This window comes from Dyella humicola (genome assembly GCF_026283945.1).
GTDB lineage: Bacteria > Pseudomonadota > Gammaproteobacteria > Xanthomonadales > Rhodanobacteraceae > Dyella > Dyella humicola.
The window spans coordinates 158106-178104 of sequence record NZ_JAPDPC010000003.1; the positions used below are offsets into that span (position 1 = coordinate 158106).

A 19999-nucleotide genomic window follows, 5' to 3' on the forward strand; every position below is an offset into this window, starting at 1 on the left:
CTTCTTCCTCTCCCCTCTGGGGAGAGGACCGAGGTGAGCCCCTAAAAGGGGGTAAAGGGCGGGTGCTTGCGGTAGAGCTAAACAAGAGCCCGCGCTAGGAAAACGCACCGCAAGATTGTCCCCTCATCCCAGCCCTCTCCCCGCCGGGGAGAGGGAGCCAATCACGCGCTACCATGGCGCTTTCCCCTCACCGAGAAAGCCCATGCGCCGCCAACTCCTGGCCCTGAGTCTCGTTGCCGCCCTGGCCGGCTGCAATTCGTCCCATGACAACGCGCCGGCGGCGCAATCCCCCGCGCCTGCACCGGCTTCCACCGCGCCCGTGACGCCGCCGCCGTCGACTGATGCGGAGAACGCGGAGCAGCGCATGGCCGCGTATGCGCCGGTCAAGCTCACCGCCGATCTCTCCGCTTTCGACGACCGGCAGAAGCGGATGATCGCGCTGCTGATCGAGGCGGCCGATGTCACCAACGACATTTACTGGCAGCAGTCCTGGGGCGACAAGGCCGCGCTGATGCAGCGCATTCCGGACGACGTCACGCGTCGCTTTGCCGAGATCAACTACGGACCCTGGGATCGCCTCGACAACGACCAGCCCTTTGTGGCCGGCGTCGGCGCGCGGACGCCGGGCGCACAGTTCTATCCGGCCGACATGACCAAGGACGAGTTCGAGAAGGCCGATCTCAAGGACAAGACCGGGCTTTACAACGTGCTGCGCCGCGACGCCGAAGGCAAGCTCGTCACGGTGCCTTATCACGAAGCCTACAAGGCAGATCTTGAGCGCGCCGCAGGTCTGCTGCGCCAGGCTGCGGCGCTTTCCGACGACAAGGAATTCGCCGGCTATCTGAAGCAGCGTGCGGATGCCTTGCTCAGCGACGACTACCGCCCCAGCGATTTCGCCTGGATGTCGATGAAGAACAATCCGGTCGACATCGTGATCGGTCCCATCGAAACCTATGAAGACCAGCTCTACGGCTACAAGGCCAGCTACGAAAGCTATGTGCTGCTGAAGGACCAGGCCTGGAGCGCCAAGCTGGCGCGCTTCGCCAAGTACCTCCCCGAGCTGCAGCGCGAGTTGCCGGTCGACGAGAAGTACAAGGCCGAGAAGCCCGGCTCCGATGCCGATCTCAATGCCTATTTCGCCGTCTACTACGCGGGTGACGCCAATGTCGGCGCCAAGACCATCGCCATCAACCTGCCCAACGACGAGGAAGTGCAGCTGAAGAAGGGCACGCGCCGCCTGCAGTTGGAAAACGTGATGCAGGCGAAGTTCGACAAGATCATGCTGCCGATCGCCAAAGAGCTGATTGCGGACGACCAGCAAGCGCATCTCACCTTCGACGCCTTCTTCGAGAACACCATGTTCCATGAAGTGGCGCATGGTCTCGGCATCAAGGAGACACTGACCGGCAAGGGCCTGGTGCGTGGTGCGTTGAAGGACCAGGCGTCCAGTTTCGAGGAAGGCAAGGCCGATATCCTCGGCCTGTACATGGTGACCAAGCTGGCCGAGAAAGGTGAGCTGGACAAGTCGAAGTTGATGGACAACTACGTCACCTTCCTCGCCGGCATCCTGCGTTCGGTGCGCTTCGGCGCCAGCGACGCACACGCCAAGGCGAACATGGTGCGTTTCAACTTCTTCAAGCAGCGGGGCGCGTTCTCGCGTGACGATGCCAGCGGCCGTTATCGCGTCGACTTCGACAAGATGACCGCCGCCATGAATGCGTTGTCGGCCAAGCTGCTCACCATCCAGGGCGATGGCGATTACGAGGCGGCCAAGCAGCTCACCGACACCATGGGCACCGTCGACGCGCAGCTGGCCGGCGATTTGAAGCGCCTGGATAAGGCGAAGATTCCGGTGGATATCACGTTCGAACAGGGCCTGGACGTACTGGGTCTCCCCAAACCCCAATAACGCTCCTACAGGGAAGGCGCGGGCGATTCGATGTTGTCCTCCAGATGCGCGCTGGCCCAGGCAGCGACTGCTTCGGGATGCTCAAGATGCAGATGGTGGCCGCCGTCCATATGGCTGACGGCGATCTGCTCCACGCAATCCGCGCGCGCTTGCATCTGCGCTTCTGGCAGGTAGGGGGTTTCTGGCGTCGCCAGCAGCAGGGCTGTGGGTGATTCGATGCCGTGCAGCAGGGCATGAATCTGTCCTTCCGCCAGGCGTATCGGTGATGTCCGGTTGAGCCGGGGGTCGCTGCGCCATTGCCAGCCTCCCTCGACCTTGCGCAGTCCGCGTTCCACGATGGGGCGTGCCTGTTCTGGAGGCAGGCCGCTGGCGACGGTGCGTGCGCCGATGGCGAGGTCGATGGAGGGGAACAGTCGTAACGCTCGAGCGGAAGCGGGAGTTACCGTGAACCCGCTGCGAAATCGATGCAGGGTTTGCCGCCCATTGTCGCCCACCGGACCGATGCCTTCGATCAACAGCAACCGCTCGACGCCATCGGGTACGGCCGCGGCCACCAGTGCCGCGATACCGGCACCGAGCGAATGGCCGAGGAGTCGATAGCGTGTCAGCGCCAGCGCATCGACGGCCGCGAGCACGGCATGAACATAGTCGAGGAAGTGATAGTGCATGCCCGGCGGCAGATGATCCGAATGGCCGTGGCCGGACAGGTCAAGCGCGATGACTTGCCAGCGGTCGGCGAGCAAGGGCGCCAGATGGGCGAAGCTGCCAGCGTTATCCAGCCAGCCATGCAAGGCGAGTAGCGGTGGTGCATCTGCCTTGCCCCAGACTTGGGCGCGTAGGCGAAAATGCGGCAGGGCGATGTCCTTTTCGACCGGTGCATTCATGGGGATTTACCTGAGGGTGAAGGGCTCTTGCCGGGGCGTGTCGTCCGCTGCGGAGTCGGTGGCGAATTCGTCCCAGCCTTGCGTATGGCGCAGCACCAGCGTGGCGAGGCTTTCGACCTGTGCGGGCGAATCGTTGAGTGCCGGGATATAGCGCAATTCGCTGCCGCCGGCCTGGCGGAAGAACTCGTGATTCTGCATGGCGATTTCTTCCAGGGTTTCCAGGCAATCCACGGCAAAGCCCGGGCAGGCGACATCCAGCGTCCTGATACCCGCGCCGGCCAGCTCGCGCACGGTGGCATCGGTGTACGGCTGCAACCAGCGCTCGCGGCCCACGCGCGACTGGAAGCTCACCAGCAGTTGCGTCTCGTCCAGGCGCAAACGCTCGCGCAGGGCGCGCGCCGTGGCCTGGCACTGTTCCTCGTAAGGGTCGCCCAGGCGTACGTAACGCTCCGGAATGCCATGGAACGACAGCAGCAACTTGTCGCCGCGACCGTTCACCGCCCACCAGCGTTCGATGCTGTGGGCAAGCGCCTCAATATGCGCCGCCTCATCGTGGTAATCATTGACGATGCGCAGCTCCGGCGGCCAGCGTAGCGACTTCACCGCATTGGCCACGGCATCGATCACCGAACCGGTGGAGGTTGCCGAGTACTGCGGATAGAGCGGCAGCACCAGCAGGCGACGCACGCCCTCGCGCTGCAGTTGTTCGATCTGACGTTGCACCGACGGCTCGCCATAGCGCATCGCCAGGGCGACGCGAATCGGGCCCGCCGGGCGCAGTCGTTGTAGTGCTTCCCGCAGGCGCGCGGTGAGCGACTCGCTGCCGACGCGCAGCGGCGATCCTTGTGGCGTCCAGATGCGTTGATACGCATGGGCCGACCGGGACGGTCGCACGCGCAGGATCACGCCGTGCAGGATCAGCCACCAGAGCCAGCGCGGGTAATCGATCACGCGCGGGTCGCCGAGAAATTCGGCCAGATAGGGACGTACCGCCTTCGCGGTAGGGGCCTCCGGTGTGCCCAGATTCACCAACAACACTCCCGCCTGAACGGGAAGGTCATCGGAATCGCCGGCGGGGCCGGTATAGTCGTGGCTACGTGGCATCGTGGCGCTAGCGGTGAGAATCGCCGCAGAGTCTGCCACAAGCCGTTTGCGGTGCCGCATGAAGGCTTGCCGCAGGCCGTGCCTGAATCCAGCTTCGGAGTCATCCATGATCAAAGCACCACTGCGTCGTCTTTTGCTTGCCAGTTTGGTCCTGTTGCTGCCGGCCATGGCAGCACACGCGGAGGATCCGCCGCTCGAGCGCGCCCAGAATTCGGTGCGCGTGCTGAAGGAGATCATGGAAGCGCCGGACAAGTCGATCCCGCAGGACCTGCTCAAGGACGCCAAGGCCATTGCGGTGATTCCCGACCTGCTCAAGGTGGGCTTCATCTTTGGCGGCCGCCGCGGCGAGGGCCTGATCTCGGTGAAGAGCCCCGACGGCACCTGGTCCAACCCCAGCTTTATCACCATGACGGGCGGCAGCGTGGGCTTTCAGGCCGGTGTGTCTTCGACCGATGTGATCCTGGTATTCCGCACCCAGCGTGGCGTGGACAGCATCGTCAACGGCAAATTTACCCTTGGCGCTGACGCGGCGGCCGCGGCGGGCCCGGTCGGCCGTACGGCCACGGCATCGACCGATAGCCAGTTCAAGGCCGAGATTTACTCCTACTCGCGCTCTCGTGGTCTGTTCGCTGGCGTTGCGCTGGACGGTTCGGCCTTGCGTATCGACTACGACGCCAACGAGGCCATCTATGGCTCTGGCATCACGCCACGACGCATCTTCGAAGGCGGCGTAAGCAACGTGGCGGGGCCGGTGGTCGACTTCAGGGACCGTCTGGAGGAGTACACTCAGCGCTGATGTGGAGCGGCGGCGCGGCAGCGTGACGGCTGGTTCCGCCGCTTTTACGTCCTTGAGGCCAGATTCATGAGCATCACCCATCTACTCATTCTTCTCGTCGTTGTCGTGCTGATCTTTGGCACCAAGAAACTACGCAATATCGGTGGCGACCTTGGCGGCGCCGTACGCGACTTCAAAAAGGGCTTGGACGGCGGCGACGGTGACGGCTCCAAGCCGGCCCCGCCCCAGCAGGACGACCGCCTGCGCGCCGACCCGCCGCCAGCTGCGGCCGCTCAGAACCAGCACGACACCACCGAGCAGAAGTAAATCGGACTAGCGGGTCATGATTGAAATCAGCTTCGGCAAGCTGATCCTGCTCGCGCTTGTGGCGCTGATCGTGCTCGGCCCGGAGAAACTCCCCGGCGCCGCCCGCACGGCTGGCGCCTTGTTGCGTCGCGTGCGGACCGGCTGGGACAGCGTGCGCGCCGAGGTCGAGCGCGAACTGCAGATCGAGGAAATTCGTCGCCAGGCGCGCGAGGCGGCGGACCGGGCGACGGCAGCCCAGGCCGAGTTGGACGCTACTCTGCGCAAGATGCAGCCGGTCGGCAACGCGGCGGTTTCGCCCGCACCGGCTACGAGCGAGGCGCCGGTCGAAACCGTCGCGCCTATGCTCGACCCTGCGCCACCCAAGGAAGCTCCGCATGGCGGCGTCTGAGCAACAAGGTCCCGAAGCCGATGGTTTGGAGCAAGGCCTGTTCTCCCATCTGATCGAACTGCGCACCCGCTTGATGCGTGCGTTGATCACGGTCGTGGTGGTGCTGGTCGCGTTGATCCCATTCGCCAATCGCCTGTACACCGAGCTGGCGCAGCCCTTGGTGAAGCGGCTGCCTCAAGGTGCGCACCTGATCGCCACCGAAGTGGCCGGCGGCTTCGTGACGCCGCTGAAGCTGGCGTTCTACACGGCGCTGTTTATCGGCATGCCGATGATCCTCTACCAGCTGTGGGCCTTCGTCAGCCCGGGCCTGTATCGCAACGAGAAGCGCCTGGCGCGGCCGCTGCTGGCCGCCGCGCTGCTGTTGTTCTACCTGGGCTGCGCCTTCGCCTATTTCCTGGTGCTGCCCGCGGCCTTCCGCTTCCTCACGGCGGTGACGCCGGTGGGCGTGGAGATGATGACGGACATCTCGCATTACCTCGATTTCGTGATGCTGATGTTCTTTGCCTTCGGCCTGTGCTTCCAGGTACCGGTCATCGTGGTGGTGCTGGCGGCGATCGGTGTCGTCAACCTTGAGCAGCTGCGCAACGGGCGGCGTTATGCGATCGTGGGCGCGTTTACGATTTCCGCCTTCATCACGCCGCCGGATATCACCTCGATGATCATGCTGGCCATTCCGATGTGCCTGCTCTACGAACTGGGCGTGCTGGCGGTGCGCTGGCTGCTGAAGCCGGGTCAGACGGAGCGAGCATGAGCGACGTCGCCGCCCGCATCGAAGAGCTGAAGGCCACGTTACAGCTGCAGCCCCATGTGGAGGGGGGACACTATCGCCGGGTGTACCCGCAGCCATCGGCTTCGGACCATCCGGATGGCCGTTCCGCCCTGAGCGCCATCCATTACCTGCTCGAGGCAGGTGAGTTCAGCAGCTGGCACCGCGTAGATGCCGAAGAAGCCTGGCATTTCGTCGAAGGCGAACCGCTGGAGCTGCTGATCTTCGATCCGGACAACAAGAGTCTGGAGCGCTGCTGCCTGGGCCCGCTGGCACCTGGCGTGCGGCCAATGGCCGTGGTGCCGGCCGGTTCCTGGCAGGCCGCACGGCCTCTGGGCAGCCACACTTTGGTGACTTGCCTGGTGGCGCCCGCGTTCGAGTACGACGGCTTCGAACTGTTGGACGAGCACGATCCGCTGGCCGGCCACCTGGCCGGTCTGGCGCCGGAGATTGATTCGACCTGAGCCTGACCGCCCCTCCCGTTCGGGTCGCCCCACGGGGAGAGGGAATAAAGCCTGCGCCTCAGTGCTTGCTGATCGGCGTAGCCGCAGGCGCGACGCGATTGAGCGCCAACCCCTTCAGTACGTTGAGCGCTTGCGACAAGGCGTAGTCCTGCGTGGCGAGCTTGGCGTTTTCCGCGCTGCCGTCGTTATCGATGTCCCGCCCCAGCTTGCTGTCTTCGTTGGCGAGGTGGTTGGGCAGATCCGCTTCTGAGCTGACCAGCACCGGCGCGCTGTCGGCCTTGTTGACGGCCAGGTCCGCCAGGGCGATATCGGGCTTGATGCCTTCGGCCTGGATCGAGGTGCCGCTGGGCGTGTAGTAACGCGCCGTGGTGATCTTCACCGCATGGTCGTTGTCCAGCGGCAACACGGTTTGCACGACGCCCTTGCCAAACGTGCGCCGGCCCACGATCAGGGCACGACGGTTGTCCTTGAGTGCGCCGGCGACGATCTCGGCCGCTGAGGCGGTGCCGTTGTCGACCAGTACCACCATCGGTGCGCCATTGAGGATGTCGCCCGGGTGCGCCTCGAAGCTCAAGTTGGAATCCTGCAGGCGGCCACGGGTGGTCACGATGGTGCCGCTATTGAGGAAGTCGTCGCTGACGCCGACCGCCGCCGTGAGCAGGCCGCCCGGGTTGGAGCGCAGGTCGAGAATGACCCCTTTGGGCTGGCCGTGCTTCTTGATGAACTCGCCCAGCTTCTTTTCGAGGTCGGGCGTGGTGTCGTCCTGGAACTGGCTGAGGCGCACATAGGCGTAGCCGGGCTCCAGTTCGCGCACTTTCACGCTGGTGATCGAGATGCGTTCGCGCACCAGCGGCATGTCGATCGGCTTGTCACTCTTCTCGTGCAGGATGGTCAGGGTGACCTTGCTGCCCGGGTCGCCACGCAACTGCTTGAACATGTCGTCGATGTTCTCGGTTTCCACCGGCTTGCCATCGATCTTGATGATCGTGTCGCCGGGCTTGATGCCGGCGCGCGCAGCAGGGGTGTCGTCGATGGGGGCAATGATGCGCAACGTGCCGTCCACCTGCAGGACTTCGATGCCGAGGCCGCCGTACTGGCCGGTGGTGTCCTCGTTGAGCTCGTTCAGGCCCTCCTTGTCCAGGTACTCGCTGTGCGGGTCGAGACCGGTGAGCATGCCGCTGATGGCGGCCTTCATCAGGGTCTTGTTGTCCACCGGCTCCACGTAGGCCTGTCGAACGATTTCGTAGACGCGGCTGAAGTTGCGGATATCGTCCAGATCCACGCGATCGGGCACGGAAGACGCGGTCGCTGGGGCGGCCGATGGCTTGGCGCCCTTGACTTGCGCAGGCGCGGTCTGGGCCTGCGCCAGCGGCGTCGCCAGCAGCAGGACGGCGAGGCTCAAGGTGGAAAACCGCATGGGTGGGGACTCCGGGGAAAACCAAAGGGGGCGTCGCCGATGATCCATCAGCGCAACGCGCTTGGACCACCAGACCGCGCCGGAATTCAATATCACGACACGCAGGTTAGCCTGCGACGCTGCGTAGCTGGCGTCAACGCTGGCGGCCGAGCCAGCTGCGCGGGTCCACCGGCTTGTTGTTCTGGCGCAGCTCGAAATACACGCCCGTGTTGACGCCGATAGGTGCGGTCGCCGTGCCGATCACCTGGCCGACCTCCACCTGGTCGCCCACGCCGCGCAGCAGGGTTTCGTTATTGCCATACATGCTCATCCAGCCGCTGCCGTGGCTGACGATAAGCAGCATCCCGTAGCCGCGCAGAAACGCGGCGTAGACCACGCGGCCGCTGGCCACCGCATGCACTTCGCTACCCCCGGCCGCCTTGATCAAGACACCATTGCCATACGTGTTCACCACGCCATTGGCGGGCCAGGGCAGGTTGCCACGGATGTTGGCGAGCCCCTTGCCGGCTGGCGGCACCGGAGTCGTGGCGTTGGCGCGGGCGGCTCGCTCGGCCTCCTTGGCGGCCTCGTCGATGGCCTTCTGCAGCTTTTCGAGCAGTTGGTTGAGCGAGGCCTCGTTCTGTTTCAAGGCGGCCAGGCGCTGGGCCTGGTCCTTGTATTGGGCATCGGTGTCGGCCACCAGCTGGGCCTGGGCTGCCCGTTGCTGCTCCAGCGTCCTGGCCTGGGTCTCGCGCTCGGCGCGACTGGCCTGGAGAGCCTGCTGCTGGGCGGTGATCTCGGTTTCCAGGTCCTGCAGCTTGGCCAGGTCGCCCATCAGCTTTTGTACGCGCTGGACGCGGTCTTCCTGGAAGTACTTGGAGTAGGCCAGGGCCTGTGCGATGCGTGCGACATCATCATCACCCATCAACAAGCGCAGATCCGAGCCTCGGCCCAGGGCGTAGGTGGCGCGGAGCAGGTCGGCAATGGCCGCGCGCTGGCCTTCGAGACTCTTGTTCAGTTCAGCCCGCTGCTGTTGCAACTGCTCCAGGTCGTGCTGTTTGGTCGCCAGCTGGGCGTCAGTTTCGCGCACGGCTTTGGCCGCGCCAGCCACGGCATTGGCCTGCTTGGCCAGTTCGGCATTGGCGCTGTCGCGTTTGGCGGCCGTTTCGGCCTGGTCCTTGGCCAGTGCCTCCATCTTGCTGCGCACATCCGACAACTTCTTCTCGGCCTCGGCTTGTTCGGCCTTGGTCTTGACGTCCTGGGCCGCCCAGGAAGGCATGGCGATGAAGGAGAGCACGAGCGCGCCGGTGATGGCGCGGGCGAAGGGACGGGCACGATCAGGAGGCTTGGGCATCGGGCGATTATCACCGAGCTCCATGACCGCATGCGAGCCGGTGACGCCGGAGTATCGACTGGGGGCGGCTGTAAGAGCTTATTCAAATGCTCCACAAGAAGGCTTGGAGCGGCCCGAAACGTCACTTCGCCTAAGTCGTCATCCCTGCGCTCTCTGGGATGGCGATTTAAGTCGAGCATTTCTTGGCATCTTGAAGAGGCTCCAAGCGTCCTGCTCAAGCGCTCAGCGAGATGCTTTGAATAAGCCTCGAGTATGACGGCGTGGTTTTGTTATCACGTACAAAAACACTTGCGAATGAAACTTTCATTTGGACGTATAGATTGCTTTGACGCGACGCAGCATTTGTGCTTTAGTCGAGTCCACACTTGTACACGTGGCAGCGGAACCCTCGGCTCCGTTGAGACTACGTGTCTCTTTCCATCGGCCGGGGAGGCAAGATGGCGCAGGCAGGTCCAGCGACGCTTTACGACGCTGCGTTTGAGCACGACAGCTGTGGTTTTGGTCTGGTCGCACAAATTGACGGGCGCGCCAGTGCCTGGGTGGTAGACACCGCTTTTACGGCGCTGGCCAAACTTTCTCATCGTGGCGGCGTCAATGCCGACGGCGTCAGTGGCGACGGCTGCGGCGTGCTCTTCCATCGTCCGCTGGATTGGTTGAAGGCGTTGGCATCTGAGGCGGGCATAGCGCTTGGTGAACGTTTCGCTGCGGGTGTGGTGTTTCTTGATCCCACGGGCGGAGAGGCCTCTGCCGCGACGCTGGAAGATCATCTACGCGAGGAGGGCCTGCGCATAGCAGGCTGGCGCGACGTGGCAGTGAACGCCGAGGCCTGTGGTCCGCTGGCTGCCGCGGCCATGCCGCATGTGCGCCAGGTCTTCGTCGAACCCGCCGCTGGCATGGACGACGCCGTGTTCGAGCGTGCCCTGTTCCGCGCGCGCCGTCGTGCCGAAAGCACGCTGACCGCGGATGAACATTTCTACGTGGTGACCTTGTCCGCCCAGGTCGTGGGCTATAAGGCGATGGCAGCGCCGGGTCGCCTGCGCGACGTATTCGCGGATCTCGCGCACCCGGCACTGGCCGCTGATGCGGTGGTGTTCCATCAGCGCTTCTCCACCAATACGACGCCGCAGTGGCGCCTGGCCCAGCCATTCCGCCTGCTGGCCCACAACGGTGAGATCAACACGATACGCGCCAATCGCCGCTGGATGCAGGCGCGCGAATCCATCCTGCATTCGCCGCTGGTGGATCTGTCGGATATCGGTCCGCTGGTACGCCAGACCGGTTCCGATTCGGAGACGCTCGACAACGCACTCGAGGTGTTGCTCGCCGGTGGCCTGGATCTGCTTGCCGCCATGCGTGTGCTGGTCCCGCCGGCCTTCGCCGCGCGCGAGGGCATCGACGAAGACCTTGCCGCGTTCTACGAGTACTACGCGCTGCACAGCGAGCCCTGGGACGGTCCGGCCGGCCTGGTGATGTGCGATGGCCACTACGCCGCGTGCACTTTGGACCGTAACGGCCTGCGTCCAGCGCGATGGGCCTTGTCGGCCGACAATCACCTGATCGTCGCCTCCGAAGCGGGCCTGTGGGACGTGCCGTCATCACAGGTCGTGGCCAAGGGACGGCTGGCGCCGGGCGAAATGATCGCCGTCGATCTGGTGCAGCACCGCCTGCTGCGCGACGCCGACATCGACGATATCAATCGCCGACGTGCGCCGTATCGCGATTGGCTGCGCGCCGGCGTGAGTTACCTGGAGTCGGACCTGATCGATCCCTCGCTGGCCGCCGAGCCGCTGCCAGCGGACGAACTGCGCCGTTACCAGAAGCTCTACGGCCTCTCGCGCGAAGAACGCGAAACCGTGCTCAAGGCCATGGTGGAGTTGGAGCAGGAGGCCACGGGTTCGATGGGAGACGACACGCCCATCGCGGCGATGTCGCGCCAGGTGCGGCCGCTGTTTGACCGCTTCCGCCAAGCCTTTGCCCAGGTCACCAATCCACCGATCGATCCGCTGCGCGAAAAGCTGGTGATGTCGCTGGTGACGCAGATCGGGCCCGAGAGCAATGTGTTCGATCTCACGCCCGAGAACGCGAAGCAGGTGCTGATCAATTCGCCGGTGCTGTCGCAGCGCAAGTTGCGCCAATTGCTGGCCCTGCCGCAGTTCGCCGGTACGCCGCGCTTCGATCTCATGTATGCGCCGGAAGAAGGGCTGGAAGCGGCGCTGCACCGACTTTGCCTGGATGTCGAAAAGGCGGTGCGCGAAGGTTGCCCGCTGGTGTTCCTGAGCGACCGCTATCCGAACAAGGACCAGCTGCCCATCCACTCGCTGCTCGCCGTGGGCGCGGTGCACGCGCACCTGATCGATCGCTCGCTGCGATGTCAGTGCAACATCGTGGTCGAGACGGCCACGCCGCGCGACGCGCACCAGTTCGCCTGCCTGATCGGCTTCGGTGCCACGGCTATCTATCCGTGGCTGGCCTACCAGAGTCTGTTCGAGCTTGGTCGCGAAGGGCATATCGCCAGCGATCGTTTCGAAGTGGGTCGCAGTTATCGGCGCGGTATTCGCAAGGGCCTGCTGAAGATCCTGTCGAAGATGGGTATCTCCACCGTCGCTGGCTATCGCGGCGCGCAGCTGTTCGAAATCGTCGGGCTGGCGCCGGAGGTGGTGGCGCTGTGCTTCCCGGGTACGCCGTCGCGTATCGGTGGCGCAGGCTTTGCGGAACTGGAACACGACCAACGCCTGTTGGCCGCCGAGGCGTGGAACGAGGCGTTGCCGCTACGTGCAGGCGGACTGTACAAGTTCGTCTACGGCGGCGAATACCACATGTACAACCCGGACGTGATCGCCAGCCTGCAGAAAGCCGTGCGTACCGGCAGCAGCGCGGATTACCGCATCTACGCCGACTACGTCGATCACCGCCCGCCGTCCGCGCTGCGCGACCTGCTCACGCCGCGTCCGCTCGGCGAATCGGTGCCACTGGACGAAGTCGAGTCGGTCGAGAGCATCCTGCGCCGCTTCGATTCGGCCGGCATGTCGCTGGGCGCACTGTCGCCCGAAGCGCATGAGGCGCTGGCGATCGCAATGAATCGCCTCGGCGCGCGCAGCAATTCGGGCGAGGGCGGAGAAGACCCTGCGCGCTACGGCACCGAGAAGACTTCGAAGATCAAGCAGGTCGCCTCGGGTCGCTTCGGTGTCACGCCGGCATACCTGGTCAATGCCGAAGTGCTGCAGATCAAGATCGCCCAGGGCGCCAAGCCGGGCGAAGGTGGCCAGCTCCCGGGCCACAAGGTGGATGCCACCATCGCGCGCTTGCGCTATGCCAAGCCGGGTATCGGCTTGATTTCGCCGCCGCCGCACCACGACATCTATTCGATCGAAGACCTGGCCGAGCTGATCCATGACCTCAAGGAGGTCAATCCTTCGGCCCTGGTCTCGGTGAAGCTGGTCAGTCATGCCGGCGTCGGTACGGTCGCGGCGGGCGTGGTGAAGGCAGGTGCCGATCTCATCACGGTTAGCGGCCACGATGGCGGCACCGGTGCCAGTCCGCTGACTTCGATCAAATACGCGGGCACGCCGTGGGAGCTGGGCCTGGCGGAGACACAGCAGACGCTGCGCCGCAACGACCTGCGTGGTCGCGTGCGCCTGCAGACCGACGGTGGCCTGAAGACTGGCCTGGACGTGATCAAGGCCGCCTTGCTCGGTGCGGAAAGCTTCGGTTTCGGTACCGGCCCAATGGTCGCGCTAGGCTGCAAATACCTTCGCATCTGCCACTTGAACAATTGCGCCACCGGCGTGGCCACCCAGCATGCGGTGCTGCGCAAGGAGCACTTCATCGGCCTGCCGGAAATGGTGATCAACTATTTCCGTTTCGTCGCCGAGGACGTACGTGCGCATCTGGCGCAGCTGGGCGTGCACAGCCTGGACGAGATCATCGGTCGCGCCGATCTGCTGGAGCAGCTCGATGGCACCACGCCGGTCCAGCACAAGTTGGATCTGCTGCCGTTGATCGGTACCGGCTCATTGGGCTCCAGCGTCGATTTCGCCTGCACCTTGCCGCGCAATCCGATGCGCGACGAAGCCGAGCTGGCCTCGCGGATCGATGTCGCGACGCGCGAGGCGGTGGTACACCGCCTCGGTGGTGTGTTCACCTTCGATATCGCCAATACCGACCGTGCGATCGGCGCACGTCTTTCCGGTGAAGTGGCTCGTCGCCATGGTGACCATGGCATGGACGAACATCCCCTCGTGCTGAAGCTCAACGGCGCGGCGGGTCAGAGCCTTGGTGCATGGAATGCCGGTGGCGTGCGCATCGATCTCACCGGCGAAGCGAACGACGGCGTCGGCAAGGGCATGGCCGGCGGCCGCATCGTGGTTCGCCCCCCCGCTGACTCGCCCTTTGCCAGTCAGGATGCATCGATCATCGGCAATACCTGCCTCTATGGCGCCACCGATGGCGAGCTGTTCGCTGCGGGTCGCGCGGGCGAGCGTTTCGCCGTACGCAACTCAGGCGCGCTGGCGGTGGTGGAAGGCGCGGGCGACCACTGCTGCGAATACATGACCGGTGGCGTGGTGGCCGTGCTCGGCAAAGTCGGCCTCAACTTCGGTGCGGGCATGACGGGAGGCTTCGCCTATGTGCTCGATCTCGAGCGTACCTTCGTCGACTGCTACAACCACGAACTGGTAGACATCCTGCGCATTTCGCCCGAGGGCATGGAGCATTACATGCAGCATCTGCGCGGCCTGGTGGCGCGTCACGTCGAGCTCACCGGCAGCGATTGGGGCCGCCACATCCTGCAGGATTTCCGTGGCCTCCAATACAAGTTCTGGCTGGTGAAGCCGAAGGCCGCGAGCCTGTCGGCCCTGGCTGAAGAGCTGAGGAGCGCGGCATGAGCGACAAGGACTTCCAGTTCCTCAATGTGCCACGACAGACGCCGCGTACGGTGCCTGTATCGATTCGCGTGCTCGGCTATGGCGAGATCTCGGGTGATTTTGGCGCGTCGCAGGCGGGTACCCAGGCCGAGCGCTGCATCGACTGCGGCAATCCGTATTGCGAGCACGCCTGCCCGGTACACAACTACATTCCGAACTGGCTCAAGCTGGTGGAAGAAGGCCGCCTGATGGAGGCGGCGACGCTGATGCACGAGACCAATCCGCTGCCGGAAATCTGTGGGCGCGTCTGCCCGCAGGATCGCCTGTGCGAGGGTGCCTGTACGCTGGAACAAACGGCGTTTGGTGCGGTGACCATTGGCAGCATCGAACGTTGGGTTACGGACGAAGCGTTACGCCAGGGATGGCGCCCTGATCTTTCCGCCGTGCGCGAGACCGGCAAGCGGGTCGCCATGGTCGGTGCGGGCCCGGCCGGGTTGGCTTGCGCCGATCGCCTGCGTCGTGCCGGCATCGCCGCCGATGTCTACGACAGCCAGCGGGAAATCGGCGGCCTGCTCACCTTCGGCATTCCGCCGTTCAAGCTGGACAAGGCCGTGGTGCGCACGCGCCGCGAGTTGCTCGAAGGCATGGGCGTGAACTTCCTGCTTGGCCGCGAAGTGGGGCGTGATATCGAATTCGGCCAGTTGTTGGACGAATACGATGCGGTGTTCGTCGGCACCGGTGCCTATACCTATGTCGATGCCCAGCTGCCGGGACGTGAGCTGCACGGCGTGCACGACGCGCTGCCGTTCCTCATTGCCAATACCGAGCGACTGCTGCGCGACGAATCGCCTCCGCCGGCGTTCGACTTCCGCGGCAAACACGTTGTCGTGCTTGGCGGCGGCGACACCGGTATGGACTGCAATCGCACGGCGATCCGCCTGGGCGCGGCGAGCGTCACCTGCGTGTATCGCCGCGACGAGGCGAACATGCCGGGCTCCGCACGCGAGGTGAATTACAGCCGCGAGGAAGGCGTCACCTTCCTGTTCCAGCGCCAGCCGCTGGAGATACTCGGTGGCGCGCGCGGCAACGTGCGCGGCGTGCGGGTGATCGAAACGGCCCTGGTCGATGACGGTTCCGGCCGCATGCGTCCGCAGAACGTGGCGGGCACCGAATACGTCATCGACGCCGACGTGGTGATCCAGTCGTTCGGCTTCCTGCCCAGTCCGCCTGATTGGCTGCGCACGCATGGCGTATCGCTGGACCGCACGGGACGCATCGTCACCGGCGCCAACGGCAACCTGCCGCACCAGACCAGCCACCCGCGCATTTTCGCCGGCGGCGACAACGTGCGCGGCGCCGACCTGGTGGTGCGCGCGGTCTACGACGGTCGCGAGGCGGCTGGATCGATCGTGCAGATGCTGCAGGAAGTCGATGCACCCGCGCTCGCGCATGCCTGAGGCCAGTCAGGCACCGTGAGTGACCAGGGTGACGGTGTCGTGCACGAAGCGGCCATCGTCCGCGATGGCGAAGTGCTCGCGCACCGTGCTGGGCGCAACCAATGGCAGGCTGCGTATGGCTGCGATGTGCTCGGCACAGGTTCGGGTGCGCGCCGCCCACTCGTCGAATCGCGTTGCCTGCAGGCGCGCGAGGGTGTCGCCGGCGTTTTTATCACCCGCATGGAGGGCGCGTCGAGCTCACTCAGGTTACGCTGCGGCCCTCCGGTCTTCCGGGTTACAAGCTGGTGTTGCTGTTGCCGGAAGCCGGTGGCCGCTGACGCTTTAAGGAGCAAATGATATGCGTCTTGGCCTCGCCGCCAATCAACTTCATCACACCCATGCGGATGCGGCGCTGTTCCGCTGGCTGCGTGCCAGCGAAGCCGGCATCCGCGAACTGGGGCTCGGCCTGCACACGGTGGGGCGAACCTATGATGCGATCTTGCGTGCAGGGCATCTGGAGAGTTATGCGGCCCTGCGTCGCTATCCTTATGGACGCGAGGGCGGCTTGATGAAGCTGGTTGCCGAGGTGGTCGGCCTCGGTGACGACCGCGTGTTGGATGGTGCGATCTACCTGATCGATCCGGTCGATCCCTCGTCAGTCTTTCCGGAAGCGGTGGCGTTGAAGCGGCAGTGCGTGATCCACGGCAAGCCGTTTATCTCGACGGTGGCATCGGCACGCGATTGGATCGAGTTCGAGCGTATCCATGCCGGCTGCGCGGCCGATCCGGGCGCCGACAGGTTCTATGCGCTGGAAACGCAGACGGCGGCCTTGATTGCGCACGATGCGATGAAGCCGCAGATGCTTGCCTATGCCGACGAGCATTTCGACGTGCTCTCGCGTTTTGCCCGCCGCGTCGGCACTGGAACGACCGGCCAGCGGCTGAATGAACTGGCCTGGAGCCGCGGCTGGCCCAAGGACTCGCCGTGGGTGGAACGTTACGAGAGTGGTCCCATGGGCGGTGATGCGCAGATCGCCGACTTGGTGCTGGAAGGCCACTGCCAGCGCGCGATCTTCTTCGAGGACCCGCATGTGGCGCGCCAGCACGAGGCCGACATCCAGCTGCTCGAACGCGCTGTGACCACCCGTACCGACGAGGCGGTGTGCATGACTTCGCCCAAGGTGGCTGCGCGCTGGGCGGCGGCCGTGCGGCGGCGCGCGGCTGCGTGAACCGGCACAGGCGCACGGGCTTTCGCCAGTTCTATACTCCCGGCAGTGCCCAGTACGTCGCTAGGCCAGGGGCCAGTGTCGACGGGGGAAACCGGGACGGCGCGCCGAGCGATCGGCGCGCCGTTTTTTTTAAGGTTCGGCGCTGGTGCGGGCGCAACTGCTCACCCACAATGCCTGAATGAAGCCGGGAGCCCTTTCGATATGTGCCTGATCGCGTTGGCATGGGAAGCCCATCCGCGCTGGCGCCTTCTGCTGGCAGGAAATCGCGACGAGTTCCATGCGCGCCCCAGCCTGCCGCTGGCGCGCTGGGGGCAAGCGCCGATCATTGCCGGCAAGGATCTGGAGGCCGGCGGCACCTGGCTAGGCGTGACCGACGCCGGTTGCTGCAGCGTCGTCACCAACGTGCGTGATCCGCGCGATCCGCAACACGGGCGTTCACGTGGCCTGCTGGCGCTGGACTATCTCAACGGCAGCGCCGATGCCGTGACGCACGCCAACGGTCTGCTGGCAACGGCAGCGGATTACCGTCCGTTCAACCTGCTGACCTTCGATACGCGGCAGGCGTTCTATCTGGGCAACCGGCCCGACGCACGTGCCCAGGCCATCACGCCTGGCGTACACGGGCTGTCCAATGCCGACTTCAATACTCCGTGGCCGAAGACTCGCACGCTGATGCAACGTCTGCAGGCGTGGCTTGATGCTCGCGAGGATGATGAGTTCGCGCCGCTATTCAGTGCCCTCGCCGATCCGCATGGGTATCCGGATGACGAGCTGCCGGACACAGGCGTGGGACTGGAGCGCGAGCGCCGGCTGTCTTCCGCCTTCATTAGCGGGGAGCATTACGGTACCCGTGCCAGCACGGTGGTGGCGATCGGCTATGACGGTCGCGGTGTGGTGGTCGAACGCCGTTTCGGGCCTTTCGGTCGCCCTGAGGGTGAGACGGCGATACCGCTGGTGGCGGCGGGCTGAAGCATCGGCGATCGGCTCGCTCGGGGCACCCTTGGCCCTCGTCCCGCCGGCAGCGGGCGCACTCAATCTTCGCCGGAGCGGGCTTCGGGGAATTCGCCGTCGACGTAGAACCACTGGCCGTGTTCGCGCACGAAGCGACTGACCTCATGCATGCGCTGTGCCTTGCCGCCGCCATAGCGCAGACGTGCGATGAACTCCACCGTGGCTTCATCGTTGGCGCTTTCGTGGCGCCTCACCGTAAGCCCAAGCCAGGTCGGCGCAGGCTGTTGCGCGCCGAGTTTCAACGTGGCGGGGCGAGTGCTGGCGTGCCAGGTGGCCAGCAGGTAGTCCTCGCGCTTGAGCACATAGGCACTGTAACGCGAACGCATCAGTTGCTCGGCGGTGGTTGCGTGGCCGCCCTCATGCAGCGGCCCACAGCAATGGGCGTAGCCGGCAGCGTTGCCACAAGGGCAGGGGGTGAGCGTGTCGATCGCTTGCACGTAAGGTCGCATGGTCGCTGGAGGTGTGGCGGGCAACGCGCCATTGGGCGCATCGTGGCGCGAACGCCGTCCGAAATCCATTGATTCGCGCGGGCACCTTCCGCCGGGCGGCGCGGATCGCCCCGGCCCTGCTGCCGGGGGTAAAGGTCTGGTCGGGCTATCCCTCCCCGACAGATGCCTGCCGCTGCCAAACACGGCAGCGGTTGTTGGCTGGCATGGTGATGTCGTCCACCAGCTTGAAACCGGCCGCGTCGGCGAGCGCGTCCACTGCTTCGGCATCGCGGATGCGCATGTGCGCGCCACGCGCCTGCAGCCACTGGTCGAACGCGGCATTGCTGTCGCTGGTGTAGTGCCCGTCGTAGTTGAACGGTCCGTAGACGATCAGCTTCGCATCATCCGTGGTCGCATCGGCCAGATGATCGAATAGCTGCTCCACTTCATCCCAGCCCATGATGTGCAGCGTGTTGGCGCTGAATACCGCGTCATGACGCTGTGTCGGCCACCTGCCACTGACATCCAGTTCGATGGGCGCGGGTGTGTTTGGCAGCCTGGCTTCGTTTAGCCAAAGCTGGATGCCGGGCAAGTTCTCTACCCGATCCGTACATTGCCAAACCAGCTGCGGCAACGCTGCGGCGAAATGCACGGCGTGCTGGCCGGTGCCGCTGCCGATCTCCAGCACGTTCTGGCGATCGGCGAAATGAACACGCAACACGTCGAGTATCGGATCCCGGTTGCGCTCGCAGGATGGCGCGTTCGGTTTATCTGCACCCATCAGGCGACGCGTCGACCACTCAGCACGCGCGCGGGCAGCATCAGCAGCGCGCCGAGAAAGGCGAATACCGCACTCACCGTGATACCCACCAGACGCAACGGCAAGCTCAGCAGCCACACGATCGGGTACAGCACGATGGCCAGCAGCGCCAGCGGCCAGCAGAACACCAGCAGCAACAGCCACAGCAGGAAACCAACCATGGGACGATCCTCGTGTCAGAACCGGCGCCACTCTAGCGCAGCGGATGGGCTCGCGAGTAGATGACTCCCGTCACCCCATCGGCTTGACGCCGATCAGCCACGCATGCAGCGCGAAGGCGAACACCGCCCAGCCCACGATGCCTGCCACCACCGTGATGACGTCACTCTTCGCCGTGCCGGCGGGATAGACCACCCCGGCCAGTCGATCGCGGCGGCGGGCGCTGACGAAATCGACGACGGCCCATAGCAGAAAGGCACCGAACAACACGACATCGTGCAACATGCCGGTGGCCAGCAGATGGCCGAAAGCCCAGGTCTTTACGCCAGCCAGCATCGGGTGGCCGAGCCTGGCCTTGAAATGATTGTTCGGCACATAGGCGGCCGCGACGAGGATGAAGGCGAGCAGGGTGAACAGTGCGTTGAGATGCCGCAGCCATATCGGCGGCACATAGAGGAGTACCGGTTGATGTCTCGCCAGTCCAAAGCCCCAGCAGATCATCACGAAGCCGACGATGGATGCCAGCGCGTAAAGCCCTTTCCAGCGCTTCTCGCCGATACGGGCGATCTGTCGACTGCGCCAATCGTTGGCCAAGATGCGAATCGAGTGCGCACCGAGGAAGATCACCAAACCGAGGATCAGCAGCGCCATGAGCTCACCTTGGGTGTGTTGGGCTGCGGCGATTATA

At 64.7% G+C, this 19999-nt stretch carries 18 protein-coding genes; 10 read left to right on the forward strand and 8 right to left on the reverse strand.

The annotated features are described in order from the left end of the window. The first annotated feature begins 202 nt into the window (after positions 1–202). On the forward strand, positions 203–1909 hold the full coding sequence (locus tag OUZ30_RS17335) for a dipeptidyl-peptidase 3 family protein (protein WP_266183693.1): 1707 nt from the start codon (positions 203–205) through the stop codon (positions 1907–1909). A 5-nt stretch (positions 1910–1914) separates the two neighbouring features. Here the strand turns inward: OUZ30_RS17335 and OUZ30_RS17340 are convergent, their stop codons facing one another. Next, entirely contained in the window at positions 1915–2793 is an 879-nt protein-coding gene (locus OUZ30_RS17340; RefSeq protein WP_266183694.1) for an alpha/beta fold hydrolase, read from the reverse strand. 6 nt (positions 2794–2799) lie between these two features. Then, positions 2800–3897: a ferrochelatase gene (gene hemH / locus OUZ30_RS17345; RefSeq protein WP_266183901.1), complete on the reverse strand. Its 1098-nt coding sequence runs from the start codon at positions 3895–3897 to the stop codon at positions 2800–2802. A 106-nt stretch (positions 3898–4003) separates the two neighbouring features. Here hemH and OUZ30_RS17350 point away from each other — a divergent pair, with 106 nt between their 5' ends. From OUZ30_RS17350 to OUZ30_RS17370, 5 genes are all read left to right on the forward strand, one after another. Next, positions 4004–4693 carry a lipid-binding SYLF domain-containing protein gene (locus OUZ30_RS17350; RefSeq protein WP_266183695.1) on the forward strand — a complete coding sequence of 230 codons (690 nt, stop codon included), beginning with the start codon at positions 4004–4006 and terminating at the stop codon, positions 4691–4693. Positions 4694–4759: 66 nt separating this feature from the next. After that, entirely contained in the window at positions 4760–4999 is a 240-nt protein-coding gene (tatA, locus tag OUZ30_RS17355; protein WP_266183696.1) for a twin-arginine translocase TatA/TatE family subunit, read from the forward strand. Positions 5000–5015: 16 nt separating this feature from the next. Beyond that, positions 5016–5387 carry a Sec-independent protein translocase protein TatB gene (gene tatB / locus OUZ30_RS17360; protein WP_266183697.1) on the forward strand — a complete coding sequence of 124 codons (372 nt, stop codon included), beginning with the start codon at positions 5016–5018 and terminating at the stop codon, positions 5385–5387. Beyond that, positions 5374–6138 (forward strand): twin-arginine translocase subunit TatC, encoded by a 765-nt coding sequence (gene tatC / locus OUZ30_RS17365; protein ID WP_266183698.1) that lies wholly within the window; start codon positions 5374–5376, stop codon positions 6136–6138. The genes tatB and tatC overlap by 14 nt, the downstream gene beginning before the upstream one ends. After that, on the forward strand, positions 6135–6617 hold the full coding sequence (locus tag OUZ30_RS17370) for a cupin domain-containing protein (protein WP_266183699.1): 483 nt from the start codon (positions 6135–6137) through the stop codon (positions 6615–6617). Before tatC ends, OUZ30_RS17370 begins: the two co-directional genes overlap by 4 nt. 58 nt (positions 6618–6675) lie before the next feature. Here the strand turns inward: OUZ30_RS17370 and OUZ30_RS17375 are convergent, their stop codons facing one another. Continuing rightward, a complete protein-coding gene (locus OUZ30_RS17375; protein ID WP_266183700.1) occupies positions 6676–8034 on the reverse strand; it encodes a S41 family peptidase in 1359 nt (452 codons plus the stop codon). A gap of 133 nt (positions 8035–8167) precedes the next feature. Then, positions 8168–9367 (reverse strand): murein hydrolase activator EnvC family protein, encoded by a 1200-nt coding sequence (locus tag OUZ30_RS17380; RefSeq protein WP_266183701.1) that lies wholly within the window; start codon positions 9365–9367, stop codon positions 8168–8170. A 437-nt stretch (positions 9368–9804) separates the two neighbouring features. Here OUZ30_RS17380 and gltB point away from each other — a divergent pair, with 437 nt between their 5' ends. The 4 genes from gltB (at position 9805) to OUZ30_RS17400 (ending at position 17862) form a co-directional block, all read left to right on the forward strand. After that, positions 9805–14250 carry a glutamate synthase large subunit gene (gene gltB / locus OUZ30_RS17385; protein ID WP_266183902.1) on the forward strand — a complete coding sequence of 1482 codons (4446 nt, stop codon included), beginning with the start codon at positions 9805–9807 and terminating at the stop codon, positions 14248–14250. Further along, positions 14247–15686 (forward strand): FAD-dependent oxidoreductase, encoded by a 1440-nt coding sequence (locus tag OUZ30_RS17390; protein WP_266183702.1) that lies wholly within the window; start codon positions 14247–14249, stop codon positions 15684–15686. Before gltB ends, OUZ30_RS17390 begins: the two co-directional genes overlap by 4 nt. 337 nt (positions 15687–16023) lie before the next feature. Then, positions 16024–16893 (forward strand): methylglyoxal synthase, encoded by an 870-nt coding sequence (locus OUZ30_RS17395; protein ID WP_266183703.1) that lies wholly within the window; start codon positions 16024–16026, stop codon positions 16891–16893. 201 nt (positions 16894–17094) lie between these two features. Continuing rightward, on the forward strand, positions 17095–17862 hold the full coding sequence (locus OUZ30_RS17400) for an NRDE family protein (protein ID WP_266183704.1): 768 nt from the start codon (positions 17095–17097) through the stop codon (positions 17860–17862). 62 nt (positions 17863–17924) lie between these two features. Here OUZ30_RS17400 and OUZ30_RS17405 read toward each other — a convergent pair whose 3' ends face one another. The 4 genes from OUZ30_RS17405 to OUZ30_RS17420 form a co-directional block, all read right to left on the reverse strand. Then, positions 17925–18353 (reverse strand): YchJ family protein, encoded by a 429-nt coding sequence (locus OUZ30_RS17405; protein WP_266183903.1) that lies wholly within the window; start codon positions 18351–18353, stop codon positions 17925–17927. Between the two features lie 145 nt (positions 18354–18498). Beyond that, the gene (locus OUZ30_RS17410) at positions 18499–19113 is read right to left on the reverse strand and encodes a DUF938 domain-containing protein (protein WP_266183705.1); all 615 of its coding nucleotides are present in this window, start codon (positions 19111–19113) and stop codon (positions 18499–18501) included. Further along, complete coding sequence (locus tag OUZ30_RS17415) at positions 19113–19313, reverse strand: hypothetical protein (protein ID WP_266183706.1); 201 nt, start codon at positions 19311–19313, stop codon at positions 19113–19115. Before OUZ30_RS17415 ends, OUZ30_RS17410 begins: the two co-directional genes overlap by 1 nt. A 70-nt stretch (positions 19314–19383) precedes the next feature. Continuing rightward, positions 19384–19962 carry an NnrU family protein gene (locus OUZ30_RS17420; RefSeq protein WP_266183707.1) on the reverse strand — a complete coding sequence of 193 codons (579 nt, stop codon included), beginning with the start codon at positions 19960–19962 and terminating at the stop codon, positions 19384–19386. Positions 19963–19999: the final 37 nt, after the last annotated feature.